14 protein-coding genes are annotated in these 17,046 nt (G+C 68.0%); 6 read left to right on the top strand and 8 right to left on the bottom strand.

The features are described 5' to 3' along the window. Positions 1 to 62 precede the first annotated feature (62 nt). The 4 genes from I55_RS09480 to I55_RS09465 all read left to right on the top strand — a co-directional run bounded on the left by I55_RS09480 (position 63) and on the right by I55_RS09465 (position 5,389). A complete protein-coding gene (locus tag I55_RS09480) occupies positions 63 to 2,108 on the top strand; it encodes an FAD-dependent oxidoreductase (RefSeq protein WP_044560284.1) in 2,046 nt (681 codons plus the stop codon). Between the two features lie 11 nt (positions 2,109 to 2,119). Then, positions 2,120 to 2,554 (top strand): nuclear transport factor 2 family protein, encoded by a 435-nt coding sequence (locus I55_RS09475; protein ID WP_044560283.1) that lies wholly within the window; start codon positions 2,120 to 2,122, stop codon positions 2,552 to 2,554. A 169-nt stretch (positions 2,555 to 2,723) separates the two neighbouring features. Next, entirely contained in the window at positions 2,724 to 3,176 is a 453-nt protein-coding gene (locus tag I55_RS09470; RefSeq protein WP_044560287.1) for a (2Fe-2S)-binding protein, read from the top strand. Positions 3,177 to 3,187: 11 nt separating this feature from the next. Then, positions 3,188 to 5,389 (top strand): molybdopterin cofactor-binding domain-containing protein, encoded by a 2,202-nt coding sequence (locus I55_RS09465; RefSeq protein WP_159107151.1) that lies wholly within the window; start codon positions 3,188 to 3,190, stop codon positions 5,387 to 5,389. A gap of 217 nt (positions 5,390 to 5,606) precedes the next feature. On the opposite strand, the gene I55_RS09460 is transcribed toward I55_RS09465, so the two are convergent. Next, positions 5,607 to 7,151, bottom strand: a complete 1,545-nt coding sequence (locus I55_RS09460) for a hypothetical protein (RefSeq protein WP_159107150.1) — start codon at positions 7,149 to 7,151, stop codon at positions 5,607 to 5,609. Between the two features lie 432 nt (positions 7,152 to 7,583). On the opposite strand from I55_RS09460, the gene I55_RS09455 reads away from it, so the two are divergent. Together I55_RS09455 and I55_RS34305 are read left to right on the top strand one after the other, a co-directional pair. Next, the gene (locus I55_RS09455; protein ID WP_049973985.1) at positions 7,584 to 7,871 is read left to right on the top strand and encodes a type II toxin-antitoxin system Phd/YefM family antitoxin; all 288 of its coding nucleotides are present in this window, start codon (positions 7,584 to 7,586) and stop codon (positions 7,869 to 7,871) included. Then, positions 7,804 to 8,154 (top strand): type II toxin-antitoxin system RelE/ParE family toxin, encoded by a 351-nt coding sequence (locus tag I55_RS34305; protein ID WP_083900974.1) that lies wholly within the window; start codon positions 7,804 to 7,806, stop codon positions 8,152 to 8,154. The genes I55_RS09455 and I55_RS34305 overlap by 68 nt, the downstream gene beginning before the upstream one ends. Positions 8,155 to 8,163: 9 nt before the next feature. On the opposite strand, the gene I55_RS09445 is transcribed toward I55_RS34305, so the two are convergent. From I55_RS09445 to I55_RS09415, 7 genes are all read right to left on the bottom strand, one after another. Continuing rightward, on the bottom strand, positions 8,164 to 8,904 hold the full coding sequence (locus I55_RS09445) for a hypothetical protein (RefSeq protein ID WP_044560279.1): 741 nt from the start codon (positions 8,902 to 8,904) through the stop codon (positions 8,164 to 8,166). A 4-nt stretch (positions 8,905 to 8,908) separates the two neighbouring features. Continuing rightward, entirely contained in the window at positions 8,909 to 9,703 is a 795-nt protein-coding gene (locus I55_RS32925) for a glycosyltransferase (RefSeq protein ID WP_049973984.1), read from the bottom strand. A 9-nt stretch (positions 9,704 to 9,712) separates the two neighbouring features. Beyond that, positions 9,713 to 11,806, bottom strand: coding sequence for a tetratricopeptide repeat protein (locus I55_RS09435; RefSeq protein ID WP_044560278.1), 2,094 nt, complete (start codon positions 11,804 to 11,806; stop codon positions 9,713 to 9,715). Between the two features lie 55 nt (positions 11,807 to 11,861). Next, positions 11,862 to 12,458 carry a hypothetical protein gene (locus I55_RS09430; protein WP_044560277.1) on the bottom strand — a complete coding sequence of 199 codons (597 nt, stop codon included), beginning with the start codon at positions 12,456 to 12,458 and terminating at the stop codon, positions 11,862 to 11,864. Between the two features lie 87 nt (positions 12,459 to 12,545). Continuing rightward, complete coding sequence (locus I55_RS09425; RefSeq protein WP_252181090.1) at positions 12,546 to 14,327, bottom strand: tetratricopeptide repeat protein; 1,782 nt, start codon at positions 14,325 to 14,327, stop codon at positions 12,546 to 12,548. A 155-nt stretch (positions 14,328 to 14,482) separates the two neighbouring features. After that, positions 14,483 to 15,037: a hypothetical protein gene (locus I55_RS09420; RefSeq protein WP_148293645.1), complete on the bottom strand. Its 555-nt coding sequence runs from the start codon at positions 15,035 to 15,037 to the stop codon at positions 14,483 to 14,485. Positions 15,038 to 15,259: 222 nt separating this feature from the next. After that, complete coding sequence (locus I55_RS09415; RefSeq protein WP_049973983.1) at positions 15,260 to 16,972, bottom strand: hypothetical protein; 1,713 nt, start codon at positions 16,970 to 16,972, stop codon at positions 15,260 to 15,262. Positions 16,973 to 17,046: the final 74 nt, after the last annotated feature.

The raw sequence follows: 17,046 nt of genomic DNA, 5'->3' as shown, positions 1-17,046 counted from the left end.
CACAAACGGCGCGCCTGACCCATTATGCAACAAGTTGCATAATAAAAGACGGGCGCCCCACCATGACCTCCCCCTACCCCCACCTGCTGCGGCCGCTGGACCTGGGCTTCACCCAATTGCGCAACCGCGTGCTGATGGGGTCCATGCATACCGGGCTGGAGGACAGCCGCCAGAACCTGCATCGGCTGGCGGCCTATCTGGGGGAGCGGGCGGCCGGCGGGGTGGGGTTGATCGTCACCGGCGGCTTCGCCCCCAACATCGCCGGCTGGACCAAGCCGCTGGGCGGCACCCTGGCCCTGACGTCCACCGCGCGGCGCCACCGCCCCATCCCGGAAGCCGTGCATGCGGAGGGGGGCAAGATCGCGCTGCAGATCCTGCACACCGGCCGCTATGGCTATCACCCCTTCGCCGTGGCGCCGTCGCGTGTCAAGTCACCCATCAGCCCCTTCACCCCGCACGCGTTGAGCGCCCGGGGGATAGAGCGGCAGATCCGCGCCTTCGTCCGCTGCGCCCTGCTGGCGCGGGAGGCCGGGTACGACGGCGTGGAGATCATGGGATCCGAGGGCTACTTCATCAACCAGTTCCTGGTGACCCACACCAACAAGCGCACCGACGCCTGGGGCGGGTCGTACGAGAACCGCATGCGCTTGCCCGTCGAGATCGTGCGCCGCACGCGCGAGGCGCTGGGGCGGGACTTCATCATCATCTACCGCCTGTCCATGCTGGACCTCATCCCCGATGGCAGCACGTGGGAGGAGGTGGTGCAACTGGCCCAGGCGGTGGAGGCGGCGGGCGCCACCCTGATCAACACCGGCATCGGCTGGCATGAGGCGCGCATCCCCACCATCGCCACCTCCGTCCCCCGGGGGGCCTTCGCCTGGGTGACGAAGAAGATGATGGGCAATGTCGGCATCCCCCTGGTCACCACCAACCGCATCAACACGCCGGAGGTGGCGGAGCAAATCCTGGCCGACGGCTGCGCCGACATGGTGTCCATGGCCCGGCCGCTGCTGGCCGACGCGGCGTTCGTGAACAAGGCGGCGGCGGGCAAGGCGGATGAGATCAACACCTGCATCGGCTGCAACCAGGCCTGCCTGGACCACACCTTCAAGGCCCAGATCTCCACCTGCCTGGTCAACCCCCGCGCCTGCCATGAGACGGAGCTGAATTACCGCCCGGCGGTGGCGACAAAACGCATAGCGGTGGTGGGCGCCGGGCCCGCCGGCCTGGCCGCCGCCACCGTGGCCGCCCAGCGCGGCCACACCGTGGAGCTGTTCGAGGCGGCGGGGGAGATCGGCGGCCAGTTCAACATGGCCAAGCGCGTGCCGGGCAAGGAGGAATTCCAGGAGACCCTGCGCTATTTCAGCCGGCGGATCGCGCTGACCGGCGTCACCCTGCGCCTGAACAGCAAGGCCACCGCCGAGGGCCTGATCCAGGGTGGCTTCGACGAGGTCATCCTGGCCACCGGGGTCACTCCCCGCGACCCCCGCATCCCGGGGCAGGCGGAGGGCATGGCCGCCGGCCGGGTGGTGACCTATCTGAACGTGCTGCGCCATGACAAGCCGGTGGGCCGGCGGGTGGCCGTCATCGGCGCCGGCGGCATCGGTTTCGACATTGCCGAGTACCTGGTGCAGGACGGCCCCTCCCCCACCCTGGATCTGGCGGCCTGGCAGGCGGAATGGGGCGTGACCGATCCCGCCACGGTGCGCGGCGGCGTCACCCGGCCGGAGATCACGCCGCCGGCGCGGGAGGTCACCCTGCTGCAACGGAAAGCCGGCGGCCTGGGCAAGGGGCTGGGCAAGACCACCGGCTGGATCCACCGCCGCCTGCTGAAGATGAAGAACGTCCAGATGCTGGGCGGCGTGAATTACGAGCGCATCGACGCCGGCGGCCTGTTCATCACCTTTGGCGAGAAGCGGGAGAACCCGACCGTCATCGCGGCCGACACCATCGTGCTGTGCACCGGCCAGGAACCGCTGCGCGACCTGCACGGCCCCCTGACGGCGGCGGGCGTCACCGTCCACCTGATCGGCGGCGCCGACGTGGCCGCCGAACTGGACGCCAAGCGCGCCATCAACCAGGGCAGCCGCCTGGCCGCCACCCTCTGACGGAGACCCTCATGACCGACCTGCCGCGGCATCCCGCCGTCGCCGCCAGCCTGGAGAAGTGGCACGACGGCGTCGCCCGCCGCGACCTGTCCTTCCTGCCCGCCATCGTGCATCCGGAGGCGGTGTTCCGTTCCCCCATGGCGTTCACGCCCTATGGCCCGGCGCAGGCCTTGGTCCTCATCCTTGGCACCGTCATCCAGGTGTTTCAGGATTTCGCCTATCACCGCCAGTTCGTCGACGCCGACGGCCTGAACGCGGTGCTGGAGTTCAGCGCCAAGGTGGGCGGGCGCGAGCTGAAGGGCATCGACATGATCCGCTTCGATACGCAGGGTCGCATCGTGGAGTTCGAGGTGATGGTCCGCCCCATGAGCGGCCTGCAGGCCCTGGGCGAGGAGATGGGCCGCCGCCTGGCCCATGCCCTGCCCGCGCACAAGCAGCGGTCCTGACCAGAGCCGCCGCGGTTTAGGGAGCGTGGCTTCAGGCGATAGGTCCACTTCCCCTGGGTCCACCGCCATCACGGGGGCTGGGCCGCAAAGGTTGCGTTTTTGCACATGGCGCAACCTTGCCGGCTGAGGCAGGCTGGCGTCCGGCACTTCCAGGAAGGGGATGCGGGGCATGGCCTATCAGCTGACGGTCAACGGGCGCGCCGTGGTCGCCGACGTGGAGGGCGACACGCCGTTGCTGTGGGTGCTGCGCGAGGAACTGGGCCTGACCGGCACCAAGTTCGGCTGCGGTGCCGCCCTGTGCGGCGCCTGCACCGTGCATGTGGACGGTGTGGCCGTGCGATCCTGTTCCCTGCCGGTCGAGGGGGCGGTGGGCATGCCCATCACCACCATCGAGGGGCTGTCGGCGGACCGGTCGCACCCGCTACAGGCCGCCTGGATCGCGGAACAGGTGCCGCAGTGCGGCTATTGCCAGTCCGGCATGATCATGGCCGCCGCCGCCCTGCTGCGGGAAAAGTCCCAACCCACCGACGCCGAGATCGACGAGGCCATGACCAACCTGTGCCGCTGCGGCACCTATGTCCGTGTGCGCCGCGCCATCAAGCGCGCCGCCGGCCTGGCATGAGGGGCAGCACCTTGGATCCGACGACGACCCTTTCCCGCCGCGGCTTCCTGGCCGGCACCACCGGCCTGGTCGTCGCCATCACCGCCGACGGCGCGCTGGCCGCACCCGGCACCGCCGCCGCCACCGTGAACGGCTGGGTGCGCATCGGCCCCGATGGTGGCGTCACGCTTCATTCCAACGCGCAGGAAATGGGCCAGGGCGCCATGAGCGGCGTGGCGCAGATCCTGGCGGAGGAGCTGTGCCTGGACTGGACCGCCGTGCGGGTGGAGCAGGCGCCCCTGCTGCCGGCCCAGGACAACGCCAACGGCGGCCGCTGGACGGGCGGCAGCGCCAGCATCCGGACGCAGTGGACCTCCCTGCGCACGGCCGGCGCCGCCTGCCGTGAGATGCTGGTGACGGCCGGCGCCCGGCACCTGGGCGTGGCCGCCGGCGACTGCAGGGCGGAGGACGGCCGGGTGGTGCATAAGGATGGCCGCGCCGTCCCCTATGCCGCCGTGGCGGCACTGGCCGCGACCCTGCCCATTCCCGCCAACCCCACGCCGCTGGCCCGCGACGCGTGGCGCCTGATCGGCCGGGGCGTCACCCGCAAGGACATCGCGGCCAAGGTGGACGGCAGCGCCACCTATGCCATCGACATCTCCCTGCCCGGCCTGCTGAACGCCGCCATCCGGCAAAGCCCCGTGTTTGGCGGCACCCTGGCCGCGGTCGACCCCGCCCCGGCCCTGGCGGTGAAAGGCGTGCGCCAGGTCATCCCCATCCGGGGCCTGGCCTATCGGGTGAAGGAGGGCCGCGTGAAGGACGGCGCCACGGAGACGGAGGTTAGGCTGCCCGACGCCGTCGCCGTTGTCGCCACCACCTGGTGGGCGGCGAAGAAGGGCCTGGACGCCCTGGCCCCCGCCTGGAACGGCGCCGATCGGGATACCCTGGACGGCGACGCCATCCACGGCCTGCTGAACCGGGATCTGGACCTGGAGGGGGAGGTCAAGCTGATGCGCGGCGATGACCCCACTGCGGTGCGCGCCGCCCATGAGCGCGGCATGGCGGCGGCCGTGCGCCACGTTGCCGCCGACTACGCCACGCCCTACCTGGCGCACGCGTATATGGAGCCGCTGTCGGCGGTGGCCCATGTGCGCGACGGCGATAGCGAGATCTGGACCGGCAGCCAATTCACCACCCGGGCCCAGGCGCACGTGGCGGCCCTGACCGGTCAGGACCCGGCGCGGGTGACGGCGCACATCCTCTATTCCGGCGGCAGTTTCGGCCGCAAGGCCGTACCCGACTACATCGTCCTGGCGGCACACCTGTCCCGCGCGGTGAAGGCCCCGGTCAAGCTGGTCTACGATCGGGAGGAGGACCTGGCCCAGGGCCGCTATCGCGCCGCCACCGCCGCCCGCATGGAAGCGGGCCTGGACGCCCGGGGCCTGCCCACCGCCATCCGCGCCCGCATCGCCGGCAACCGCGACAACGGCTATTTCATCATGGTGCGCCAGGGACAGGCGGACCAGCCCGACCACGCGCCGGCCTATTTCCTGGACAACGGGCTGACCACCGCGCGGCGCCGCGACCTGCCCGTGCCGGTGGGCGCCTGGCGGGCGCCGGGCAGCAACTTCGCCGCCTTCTACTTCGAAAGCTTCGTGGATGAGCTGGCATTGGCCGCCGGGCAGGACCCGCTGGCCTATCGCCGCCGCCTGCTGGAGAGCAACCCGCGCGCCCGGCGGGTGCTGGAAACCGCCGCCGCGCGGTCCGGCTGGGGCACGGCCCTGCCGCCGGGCCATGGACGGGGGGTGGCCCTGTGGAACAGCTTCGGCTCCATCGCCGCCCAGGTGGTGGAGGTGGCGCTGGACAAGGGTAGGCTGGCGGTCACCCGCGTCACCTGCGCCTTCGACTGCGGCACGGCGGTGAACCCCGACAGCGTGCGCGCCCAGGGTGAGGGCTCCATCCTGATGGCCCTGTCCGCCACCCTGGCGGAGGAGGTGGCGATCGACCGGGGTGCCGTCGCCAGCCGCAATTTCGACCGCTATCCCATCCTCAAACTGGCCCAGGCGCCGGCGATCGACATCACCATTCTGGACAGTCCCGACGCCCCGGTGGGTGGCGCTGGCGAGCCCATGGTGCCGCCCCTGCCGGCGGCGCTGGCCAATGCCATCGTGGCGGCGGGCGGCCCCCGGGTGCGCCAACTGCCGCTGTCCCGCCAGGGGCTGACGGTGGCGTGAGCGAACACCTTCACCAGTCGTCAGGTCCGTAGCCGCACGGGATCCGGCGGTAGCCGGCAGGCGGCGCCCAAAAGAAAGCCCGGTTCGATCGGGTGATGCGAACCGGGCCTGGGAGGTGGGTAGGAAGGAAGATGAAGCCCCGCCCGCGCCGGGAGCGACGGGCGGATCCCAGGAACCCGCCAGGCGGGGGCCGGTTCCTGGGATTGAAGGGATGTTTTTACGAAGCGGTCCTGGACGGCAGGACGACGTTGGCCAGGCCTTCCTCGAAGATGTGACCGTCGATGGTCTCTATCCACCACACAACGTCGGCCATGTGCTTGGTGTCGCGCACATATTTGGCGGTGACGTAGGATTTGACGATGGCCACGTCCTGGGTCAGGCCGTGGGTGTTGACGTATTTGCCCTTCAGGAAAGGCACGCGGTCCAACCAGTGCTCGGCGTCGGGGTTGTGCGGCACGGGATAGCCACCGTCGGCCATGGCGCGCGGGTCCATGATCGACCAACGGATGGTCTCCAGCCAACCCCGGTCGCCCATCCAGTTGGTGATGGCGCGGATGGCCAAGTCGCGGCCCATGAAGTTCACCAGGGGTGAGCGCTTGGCCCCATCCTTGTGGATGTCGGTGGTATCGATGGCACCGGCTGGCGCCGGCCCCTCCCCCGCCGCCGTCTCGGGCAGGGCCGGGATCTCATCCTTGGGATTGGGCAGGCGATAGATGCCGTCCTTGGCGCCGCGCACCAGGGTCTTGGCCACGGCCGGGTCCATGATCTCCGCCTTCAGGGTGCGGGAGCCACCGGCGCCCATGCCCCAGGGTTTGATCGGCATGACGGAGGCTTCGATGGGCCCGTCCAGGGTCCAGGCCGGCTGGTCGCCCACCTTCACATCCTCCCAATACAGCGGTTCCGCCCCCCGGCGCTTCTCCTTGGACCAGATATCCTTGATCTTCACCCAGTCCTGGTCGCTGTAGACATGGGCGGGACGGGCCAGCCAGTCGGGCGCCACCCAGATGTCGCCGAAGCCCGGGTTGGCCGGCGCCTTGGACGGGTCCTTGTAGACGCGGATGTTCTCGGTCACCCGGAAGATGACGTCGTTCACCTTCTCGCCACGCTGGTTGTAGACGCTGCCCTTGGTCTGGATGGCGATGCTGCGGTAGGTCGATCCTTCCGGCGGGGTCAGGTCCGTCACTGTGCGTGCGTTCGCCACCAGGTACAGGTCGTCACCCGGATAGATCGGCTTGTAGGTGGTGACACTGTGGTTCAGCTCGCTGACCAGCAGCTTGTCGCGCCCCTGCACCGGCCACGGGACCATGTAGATGTCATCGTTGGTGGCGAAGGTGGGATAGGCCAGGATGTCCTGGAAGCCCAGGCTGCGGGCGTAGGCGGCATCGCCGCGGATGGGGTCCTTGGGGTCGTACTTGTCGTTGTCGTAACGCACCCAGGCCTCGGTCGCGTGCACCACCGGGCCCACGCCGGGCGTGTCCTTGGGCAAGGTGCCGTGGATCAGGGCCTGCACGTCGATGGGGCCACGATCCTTGAGGGCCTGGTTGTCCGCCAGGTACTTGGCAACGACCGCCTTTTCCTTGGCGCTGTAGACGCCGGGGTAGAGCACCTGGAAATCCGCGTCGTCCCGGTGCATCAGGCTGGCGGCCGGCGCCGTCTTTTGCGCCGCGAACGCCGTCGGTTCGGACGTCAGAACCAGGGGCAGGCCCAGGGCCGCGGCCAACAGGCCGGCCTTCAGGGTCCTGGAGATAATGCTGTGTCTCATCATCGCGTGCGTTTTCCGTTTCCCTAGCGTGCGCCCGCCTTCGGTCCCCAGGGTACCGGCGGACATTGTCGTTGAGGCGGGGGTATGCACCCCCTACGCCGCCCGCGTCATGGGCAGCCAGATGGTCGGGCGGGGACCAGGCCGCCGCCGTCAAAATCATCGTGCAAGAAGGAGGATCGCGGGCTTCGGAAGAACCCGTGACCTCAGCGCCTGTCCTCCCGACTTCTTCTGTCCGAAGTGGCGGATGCATGGGACCATAGGCGCCGGCGCCCTGTCAAAATCATGTGCCGGATAGGTCCAATTGCGCCGCCGAATGGTTTTTCCTTGCAAGAGTGCGCTGCCACGGAAGGGCCACGTTCCGCACGTGAGGGCTTGGGTCAGCGCGACGTTGAGAGTACCTTATAAGGTAAGGTGTTGAGAAGGAGCCGGCCTGTGGACATCACCAAAGACATTCAACCGATGACAACATTCCGTAATCACTCGGCTGAGTTCATGCAGCACATTAAAGAAACCAAGCGGCCCATGATCCTGACGGTGAATGGGCGCGCGGCGGCCGTAATACAGGATGCCGAAGCCTATCAGCACCTGCTGGACCTTGCCGCGCAGGCCAGCGCCGAAGAGGGCATCAGGCAAGGCCTCACTGAATTGGCCAATGGTCAAGCTCGCCCGGCCCGTGACATATTCAGCGAGCTGCGCAAAGAATATGGAATACCGGGTTGACGTCGCCCCCCGCGCACAGCGGGATCTTCGGCGTCTCTATCAAACCATAGACGCCGCCAATTCAACGCTGGCGCAGCTATGGTTCGGTGGTCTCGAAAGCGCGATCCTGAGCCTTGAAGAATTGCCGACGCGCTGCCCGGCCATCCCGGAGAATCCCGACTTGCGCCATCTTCTCTATGGTCGCAGGCCTGACGTTTACCGGATCATCCACGCAACCGATCATCATTCCCGTGTGGTCACGGTGCTGCACATCCGCCATGGCGCACAGGAGCCGTTGGCCTGATCGCGCCCTTCAGCGATAGGACGCGAAGCTGGGCTCTATGGGCGACAGCAGCAGCTGGTGGCGGTGCTCATAGGTCAAGGGGTGGAAGATTTCCCCCAGCAGTTCCGCCCAGCGCAGAGGGTAGGGTGAGGGCGTGCCGTCGGGCAGCAGGATGCCCGTCTGGTCCAGGGGATGGATGGCCGGGTGACGCCGCAATTCCGGCAGCTTGGCATCCAACAGCGCCTCGGTCCGCGCCAGCCAGGAGGCCGTGAGCGGCGTGCCCCTTTTGAAGATGAAGGCGCACAGGCCGATCAGTTCCCGGTGCGACCGGCGCAGCAGGTCACCGAAATCGCCCGTGACGTGGGGGATGCCGTGGGCCAGTTCCTGATAACCCAGGGCCAGCTTGTCCGATCCGGCGATCCGCTCGAAGAAGGGCCCCCATTTCTTCGACGTGGTCTTGATGTCGGTGTAGCCGCCGCCGTAGTGGTGCATCAGGTAGCAGCGTAGATAGTCCGCCTTGTGCGTCGCGCTGAGGTAGGGCCAGGCCGGGTGCAGCGGATGTTCCGGCTTCACCCAATCCGCCACCGTGTCCCGGGTGATGAAGGCGACCCCGCAGCCGGTGTTGCGGAAGATGGTCCACAATGCCCGCATGCGGGCGTCCGACATGATCTCGGGCCCCGTCCACAGGCAGAAGACGATGCGGCTGGCCAGGGCATCCAAATCGTGAGTGGGCAAATGGGGGGATTCGAGATCGGTCTGGGACGGCGTCATCGGTTCAGACCATCCCCTGGGTGTTCGGGATGCTCAGGCTGTTCATCAGGGCCACCCGCCGTTGCGCCACCTCCGGCGTGGGGGAGGGATGACGGCGATAGACATAGAGGTAATCAAGCACGACGTTGTAATCGTTGGCCTGACGGCTGTCGCCCCGGCGATCCGTGGTCGCGTCCTTCACCTCGAAGATGCGGGAGCCCAGCACCGGCACATGCACCGGCCGCTGCCGGCCGATGACCGCCAACAGGAAGTCCCAATCCTCATAGGCCCGCATGAACTCATCGAACGCCAGGCCATCCAGCAGGGTGCGGGGGAAGGCGAAGCAGGACATATGGACCTGGTTCTTGATGTAGACCTCGTCCGTCAGCCGGCCGGCCGTGTCCAACATCCCTTCCTCCAGCACCTCCGGACCCTCCGGGCCCCGCCGTTCCGTCACCACCGTGCTGTTGGCATAGACGGGCAGGCCCTGCCCCACCGCCGGCTGTGCCAGCAGGGCGGGGATGAAACCGGGATGCCAGGCGTCGTCATCATCCAGGAACAGCACAAGGCGCCCGCGGGCCAGCGCCAGGCCCAGGTTGCGGCTGGCCGACGGCCCGGCGGCGCCGTTGCGCCGGACATAGATGTCGTCGGCCGACAGCAGCTCGGCGCAAGCCCGGTCCGTTCCGCCATCCGCGGCGTCGGAGATGACGATGACCTCCACCGCCGCCTCCTGCCCCTTGACGGAGGCCAAGGCCCGGCGCAGCAGATGCGCCCGCCGGTGCGTGGGAATGATGACGGTGACGTCGGGGTGGTCGGCCATGGCGGTCCGTCAGCGCCTGGCGGTTCCGGCGGCAACCATTTCCGCCAGCCGGGCGGTCACGGCCGCCATCACCGTGTCCCAGTCGCCCGCCACCGGCTGGCGGAACTGCGTCAGGGTTGGGTACCAGGGGCTGGTCTCCGTCCCCGCCTCCAGCCAGCGCCAGCAGCTGTCGAACCGGTTCAGCAGCCAGACCGGCCGGCCCAGCGCGCCCGCCAGGTGGGCCACGGCGGAATCCACGCTGATCACCAGGTCCAGCCCCGTCACCAGAGCGGCGGTGGTGGCCATGTCGGCGAACTCCCCCGTCCAGTCCACCAGGCCCAGGGCGCCGCCATCAGCCCCCTTCTGCAGGGAGAAGAAGCGGGCCCCCGCCTGGCCCAGCAGGGGCGCCAGCTGGGCCGGCGCCACCGACCGGTCGGCATTGCGGGGGTGGCTGGGGTTGCCGGCCCAGCACAGTCCGACCCGCACGCCGGCGTGCGAGCCCAGGCGCTGGGCATAGGTCGCCGCCTCATCCACCGGTGCCGCCAGGTAGGGCACCTCCGCCGGGATGGTGTCCACCGTGGTGCGGAAGGCGCCGATCAGGTTGTGCAGGGGCAGGCGCAGGTCGAAACCGGCGGCCAGGCCGCCGATGGCCACCGCCTCGTCCACCTCCGGCATGGCGCCCACCAGGCGCAGCAGTTCCGGCTGGCATTCCACCACCACGCGGGCGCCCAGCGCTTTCAGCGGGCGGGCATAACGCACGAACTGCAGCGTGTCGCCCAAGCCGCTGTCGGCCGACAGCACGATGGTGCGGCCGTCCTGACGAATGGGCTGGCCCGCCTCGTCCACGAACAGGCCGATCTGGCTGTCCGGGATGCGGCCATGCCAGATCCAGGCGATGCCTTCCGCCCCGCGCTTGAAGTCGCCCTTACGCAGATGCTGGCGGCCGGAATAGATGTTGGCCTCGACATGAGCCGGATTGATCGCCAGCGCCTTGGCCAGATAGGCCAGGGCCTCATCGGTCCGGCCCAGATGCTCGCAATATTTGCCGAGACGGCAGTAGACTTCATCCAGGTCGTTGAGAAGGGCGCCCTTCTCCACCAGCAGGGCCACCGCGTCCTCGTACGCCGCCAGCGTGTCATAGGCCTGGGACAGGGCGCGGACGACGCGGGCGTCGTCGGGGGCGGCTTCCAGCGCCCGGCGCAGCAGGTCCCGCCCCTCCTCCACCCGCTGGTTGGCCACCAGCTGGTTGCCCAGGTTCAGCAGCGCGTCGACATAGCTGGGGCTGATTTCCAGGGCCCGGCGCAGCAGCGGCTCGGCCTGCGCGAACGGGGCGATCAGCGCCAGGTTGTTCATGACCGCGATGTTGTCCGCGTCGGCCGCCAGGATGGCGGTGTAGGCGGCCTGCGCCTCCCCCACCCGGCCCTGCTGGTGCAAGGCGATGGCCTCGGCGAACTTGGCGTCGATCTCATGCTGGCGGGCCACCTGGGCGAAGCGGGCGGCGGCGTTGTCCACGGCGGTGGCCAGACCCCAGCCCTTGGCGCGCTTGCGCAGCACGAACTCGATGGCGGACTCCGACGTGCCCTTCAGCGTCTGGTCGCGCAGGGGCTGGTCATACTGGAAGCCGCTGTCCAGCTTCTCCAGCTTCAGGACCTCGACCTCCTCCTTGAACAGGTCCAGCAGTTGCACCAGGCTGATGGACTTGGGCGACCAGCTCTGCGGCTTCAGGATGGTGAAGGTCCATTTGTGGTCCTGGTTGAAGATTGACGGCCACACGCCCTGTTCGTACATGTCCTCATCGGGGATGGTGATGACCAAGTGCCCGCCGGGCTTGCAGATGCGGATCCAGTTGCCGAGCGCCCGCACCGGATCGACCAGGTGTTCCAGGCAATGGCTGGAATGGACGAAATCATAGCTGTCGTCCGCCACCCCTTCCATCAGCATGGCGTCGCCGTCCGGCAGGTCCCACGGCCGGGCGCCGGTCATCAGCGGGAAATAGTCCTTCAGCTTGCCCAGCGGGTCCGGACCACAGCCGATGTCTATCCCCTCCCCCACGATCCAGCGGCGGGCGAAGCGCCCATCCGCGGCGCGGCGCAGCATCTGCTTGGTCGTCTCATCCGCCATCATACCACTCCACCTGGAAGCTTGCCGCGATCAAGCGCGACAGGCCCGTCTGTTGGGATCACCGGGGGGTGATGACCAGATAGCCCTCATCGCCATAATCGCGGGCGATGGTGTGCGTGTGCCGGAACAGGCGGAAGGCGAAATCAATGTTGCGGTCGTAAAAGGCCAGGGTCTGGGCATGGTCCGGCATGTTGCCGCCGGCGAAGGGCCCATCCTCGTAAATCCGCAGGTCGTCCACCAGGATGACGTCGCGGCTGCGCGGACGCAGGTCGCGGATCAGGCTCATCTCCCGCGCCAACGGCAGGCGGATGTTGTAGTCCGCCTGGTCGCCGTATTGGGCCAAGTGATAGTCGGCGCCCGGGAAATGGGCGTCCAGCCAGTACAGCACCGGCACCTCCGCCGGGATCAGCGGCAGGACGGTCTTCAGCACATCCTCGCTGGTGGCTGTCAGGATCTGGGCCTGGGGCACGTTGGCCAACCGCTGGCGGGCATGGTCCGCGATCTCCGGAAAAATCTCGGAGGAGAACAGCCGTTCGAAACCGAAGGAGGCGGCGTGCAGCAGGCTGTCGCCGGCGCCCGTGCCGGTCTCGATGAAGACCCGGCAATGATGGGCGTCCAGCAGGGCCCTCAGGTCAAAGTGATGCAGCTTTCCCATACGACCCACCGTCCTTGGCGGCAAGGTCCGGATACCGGACACCCGCCTGTTCACGTACCGCGCGCGTGGGCGCGGCGATGCCTATCCTCAGCCCGCCTTGCCCGGCGTGAGCCGCACGGCCAATAGCCGCTCCTCCAGCTCCGGCACGAAGCGGTCCATGTCGCCCAGGGCGCGCCGCCAGGCCTCTCCCCCCGCCAGGGTGTCGCGGAAGGCCTTGTAGGCGTCCGGATCCCGGCCCAGCTTCACCGCCAGCGCCACATAGTCGTCCACGCTGGTGGTGATGCCGCCGGCCAGGCCCACGGTGCGCAACAGGCTGCCCGCCATGCGCGAGGCGAAGGTCTTGCCTGAGTAGGTGACCAGTGGCAGGCCCATGCGCAAGGCGTCGCTGGCCGTGGTGCCGGAATTATAGGGGTGGGTGTCCAGGAACAGGTCAGCCAGCGGCAGGCGGGCCAAGTATTGCGCCGGGCTGGCCGGACCGGCGAAGATCAGCCGTTCGGGGGCGATGCCCCGCGCCGCCGCGCGGTCCAGCATGTTCTGCCGCGCCCAGGGGGTGCGGGCCAGCAGCCACAGCACGGAATTCTCCGCCTGCCCCAGGATGCGCATCCACGCCTCGAAGATCTCTTCCGTGATCTTGTAGGTGTTGGAGAAGCAGGTGTAGACGAACTTGTCCGCCGGCAGGCCCACGCTTTCCCGCGACGGCGACGGATCGACCGGCGCCTTGCTGTCGTTGGACTGGTAGCAACCCGGCATGTACAGCGGCTTGGGATGGAAGTCCCCTGCCAAGTCCTGCGGCACGACGAAATCGTCGACGATGGCGTAGTCCAACTCCGGAATGGGTAGGGAGCCAACGAACCCCAGGTAGGTGATCTGCACCGGCGCCGGCTTGCGCCGCACGATGCCGGGGCGCGACCCGTCGGTCAGGCCGTTCAGGTCGACCAGGATGTCCAGCTCATGCTCCCGCATCAGCTGGGCCGCCTGGTCGTCGCTCATCTCGGCGACGCGGAACCATTTGTCGAAGGCGCCCAGGATGCGATGGCGCAGATAGCTGTTGTCGTCCAGGCCCATGTCATAGCCGTAGACCTCGAACCGGGCGCGGTCGTGCTTCTCGATCAGTTCCACCATCAGCATGCTGACGGGGTGCAGGTTGTAATCCGATGAAAGATAGCCGATGCGCACCTTCTCATGGTCGTACCCCTCCGCCGGCGCCAAGCGCTGGGGCGTGCCGAAGCGGGCGGACCAGCGCTCGACCCAGCGGTTGACCACCGCGTTCTCATCGAACAGCGACATCAGCGACAGGCCGCCGGCGCTGGCCACGATGTCATCCTTGGTCAACCCCGGGACCGGCAGGAAAGCGGGGTAGGCGCACATCTTCAGGCGCAGGTGCAGCCAATGGCTGATGGCATCCGACTGCTTGGGCACGGTCAGCAGGCTGCGGTACAGCTCGCGCTCCGCCTCCTCGAACCGGCCCAGGCGCTCCAGCAGGCGGCCGCGCTGGTTCAGCAGGGTGGTCCGCATGTCGTCGGCCTGGATGCACCGGCGCCAGGTCTCCAGCGCGTCATCGTTGCGACCCTGCTGTTCCGCCATCAGGCCCAGGTTGATGGCGGCGATGAGGAAGTCGGACTTCAGCGCCAGGGCGGCGTTGTAAGAGGCCTCCGCCCCCGCGGTGTCGCCGATGTTGGCCAGTTCCACGCCCAGGTTGAAATAGGCGGCGTGGCGCAGGTGCGCATCGGCCGGAACCTCATCCAGCCACAGGCGGTAGAGGGAGGCGGGCCCCATCCACGGCGCCGGCTCGCGCACGGCATCAACCAGGTTCAGCAGGTTGTTGAAGTCCAGCCGGCCAATCAGGTAGCGGAACGCCTTCTCTTCCACCCCTGGGGGGATCTTCCAGTCTCTGGCGGTAAGGTATTTGACGATATCGGCTGTCTGGATGGATGCGGAAGCAGCAGAGGGCACGGTTGATCATCCACAAGTAAAATATTGCCAGGATTCTTAATTTCTGAAGATAAGGCCAATATCCCGCAAAATTATAACACGATGTTTACGGAGGAGCGATCCGCAACTTTACCCTGTTCCGCCGGCGCCTGGGATGAATCGGCCGTGCCCGATGGCGCGACATTGGTCGCGGGCGCCGCCGGCGCGTCCCCGTTCTGGAGGGCACCAGATGCCGGGGCCGGCGCCTGGGACTGCAACGCCTTGGCATAGGCGGCACGTCCTTGCAGTTCCCTCGACGGCGACAGCCGGAAGGCACCCTTGTCGGACTTCTCGTTCTTCGTCGTCACGTTGTCTCCAACCCTGACCGTCGGACGCTGGTAACCCGGCATCACGGGCGACGCCTGGGCCGCCATATTATACGCCGCCAGTCCGGAAAGCATGGTCTGCTGCGATATCCGGACGGTATCGGCCGTCGTGGCGCCCGCCCGGGCCGCACTGGCCTGACTGGCCCTCGCCTGGTCCGCCGCCGCCGTCCTGGCCAGGGTCTTCTGGAAATCGGAATCCGTCCGCGACGCGGGCGCCTTGCTATAGGCGGGCGTGCCAAGCGACCCTCCTACTGGCCGCGTCGAAACCGGATCATTGCCCATAAACCCCAACCCCACACGGGCCTGCACCACTTCCAACCGGCAGGAGCATGCCTCGCGCCCCTCTCCGGAACCAGGAAACACGGGAAGGATTGAGGAAGGCCGGATGTGGCCTTCCTCAATCCCCGTGCCCCGCCCCCAGACGGACCGGACGTGCTGCCCCGCACCCCCTGTCCGCAACCTCAGTGCCGCATCACTCCAACCTGATCACCCCGCCCGGCCTTATCACCCCGACAGGCCGGTCAGCCAGGCGTTGACCTGATCGGTGGTGAACGCGTGGACCTGGGCCGAGGTGAAGACGCTGGCCTGCGCGGTCGTCAGGTTCGACAGTTGGTCGGTGGTCAACCCGCTGACCTGGTCGGTGGTCAGCGACGACACCTGGCTGGTGGTGAACTCGCGAACATCATCCGTCGTCAGCGAACTGATCTGGTCCGTCGTCAGCGACCGCACCTGGGCGCTGCTCAGGGCGGCGACCTGATTGCTGGCCAGGGCCGACAGGTTGCTGGTCGACAGGCCGGACAACTGGGCCGTCGTCAGCGCCGCCACCTGCACCGTGCTCAGCGTCCGGACATCCGTGGTGCTCAGCGCACCCAGCTGATCCGTGCTCAGGGCCTTCACCTGGCTGGTGGACAGGCCCACCACCTGGCTGGTGGCCAAGGCCGATACCTGACCGGTTGTCAAGGACTGGACTTGGCTGGTCGTCAACTTGGACACCTGGGCGCTGCTGAGCGCGGTCAGGTTATCCGTGCTGAGCGTGGACACCTGCGCCGTCGTCAGGGCCGACACCTGGACCGTCGTCAGGGCCCGGACGTCCGCCGTGCTCAGGCTGTTCAGCTGGTCGCTGGTTAGGGCCTGAACCAGGGCGCTGGTCAGGCTCGCCACCTGGCCCGTGCTGAGCGCCTGCACCGTGTCGGTGCTCAGGGTGGAAACCTGGGCCGTCGTCAGCTGGCCGATCTGGGCGTTGGTGAACTCCCGGATGTCAGAGGACGACAGCGCGTTCAGCTGGCTGGAGGTCAGGGCTTGGACCAAGGCGCTGGTCAGGCTGGACGCTTGGCTGCTCGTCAGGGCCGACAGGTTGTCCGAGCTGATGCCCGAAACCTGCGACGCCGTCAGGGCGTTCAGCTGCGTGGTTGTCAGCTTCTGCACCGTAGCCGTGGCCAGGGCGTTCACCTGGTCGGTGGTCAGAGCCCTCACCTGGGCCGTGTTCAGGCTCGTCACCTGCGCGGTGCTTAGCGACGATATCTGATCGGTGGTGAGAGCGTTGACCTGGCTGGTCGTCAGGCCGGCTTCCTGCGCCGTCGTCAGCGCCGACACGTTGGTCGTGCTGAGCGTCGACACCTGGGCCGTCGTCAGCTGACCGATCTGCGCCGCGCTGAACTCACGGATGTCCGACGTGCTCAGGCTGTTCAGCTGATCGCTGGTCAGCGCCTGCAGCTGGCTGCTGGACAGCCGGGCCACCTGCGTGCTCGACAGCGCAGACAGGTTGTCGCTGCTCAGCGTGGAGACCTGCGAGGTCGTCAGCGCCGACACCTGCGCCGCCGTCAGCGCCCGGGTGTCCGCCGTGCTCAGCGCGTTCAGCTGATCCGAGTTCAGCGCCTGCACCTCGGCCGTCGTCAGGCTGGCCACCTGGGCGGTGGTCAGGGCACCGACGTTCGTGCTGCTCAGGTTCGCGACCTGCGCCGTCGTCAGCTGGCTGATCTGCGCCGACGTGAACTCCTGGACGTCCGCCGTGCTCAGGTTGTTCAGCTGATCGGTCGTCAGCGACCGCACCTGCGCGCTGGACAGGCCCGCCGTCTGGCTGCTGCTCAGCGCCGACAGGTTGTCGCTGCTCAGCGTCGACACCTGCGCCGTCGTCAGCTGACCGATCTGCGCCGCGCTGAACTCACGGATGTCCGCCGTCGTCAGCGTGCTCAGCTGATCGGACGTCAGCGACTGCACCTGGCCGCTCGACAGGCCGGCGACCTGGCTGCTGCTNCAGGCGACAGGGTGTCGCTACCCAGCGTCGACACCTG

It is taken from the genome of Azospirillum sp. B4, from assembly GCF_000333275.1.
In the GTDB taxonomy this organism is placed as follows: domain Bacteria; phylum Pseudomonadota; class Alphaproteobacteria; order Azospirillales; family Azospirillaceae; genus Nitrospirillum.
Note: the sequence above shows the minus strand (reverse complement) of the source record. Positions and strands in the feature narration are given on the sequence as shown.

Bases quoted from the DNA above. Each gene is read 5' to 3' on its own strand.
- I55_RS34305 (WP_083900974.1), top strand. From the start codon at position 7,804: ATGGTCAAGCTCGCCCGGCCCGTGACATATTCAGCGAGCTGCGCAAAG.
- I55_RS09445 (WP_044560279.1), bottom strand. From the start codon at position 8,904: ATGACGCCGTCCCAGACCGATCTCGAATCCCCCCATTTGCCCACTCAC.
- I55_RS09430 (WP_044560277.1), bottom strand. From the start codon at position 12,458: ATGGGAAAGCTGCATCACTTTGACCTGAGGGCCCTGCTGGACGCCCAT.
- I55_RS09420 (WP_148293645.1), bottom strand. From the start codon at position 15,037: ATGGGCAATGATCCGGTTTCGACGCGGCCAGTAGGAGGGTCGCTTGGC.
- I55_RS09475 (WP_044560283.1), top strand. From the start codon at position 2,120: ATGACCGACCTGCCGCGGCATCCCGCCGTCGCCGCCAGCCTGGAGAAG.
- I55_RS09470 (WP_044560287.1), top strand. From the start codon at position 2,724: ATGGCCTATCAGCTGACGGTCAACGGGCGCGCCGTGGTCGCCGACGTG.
- I55_RS09435 (WP_044560278.1), bottom strand. From the start codon at position 11,806: ATGATGGCGGATGAGACGACCAAGCAGATGCTGCGCCGCGCCGCGGAT.
- I55_RS09480 (WP_044560284.1), top strand. From the start codon at position 63: ATGACCTCCCCCTACCCCCACCTGCTGCGGCCGCTGGACCTGGGCTTC.
- I55_RS32925 (WP_049973984.1), bottom strand. From the start codon at position 9,703: ATGGCCGACCACCCCGACGTCACCGTCATCATTCCCACGCACCGGCGG.
- I55_RS09460 (WP_159107150.1), bottom strand. From the start codon at position 7,151: ATGAGACACAGCATTATCTCCAGGACCCTGAAGGCCGGCCTGTTGGCC.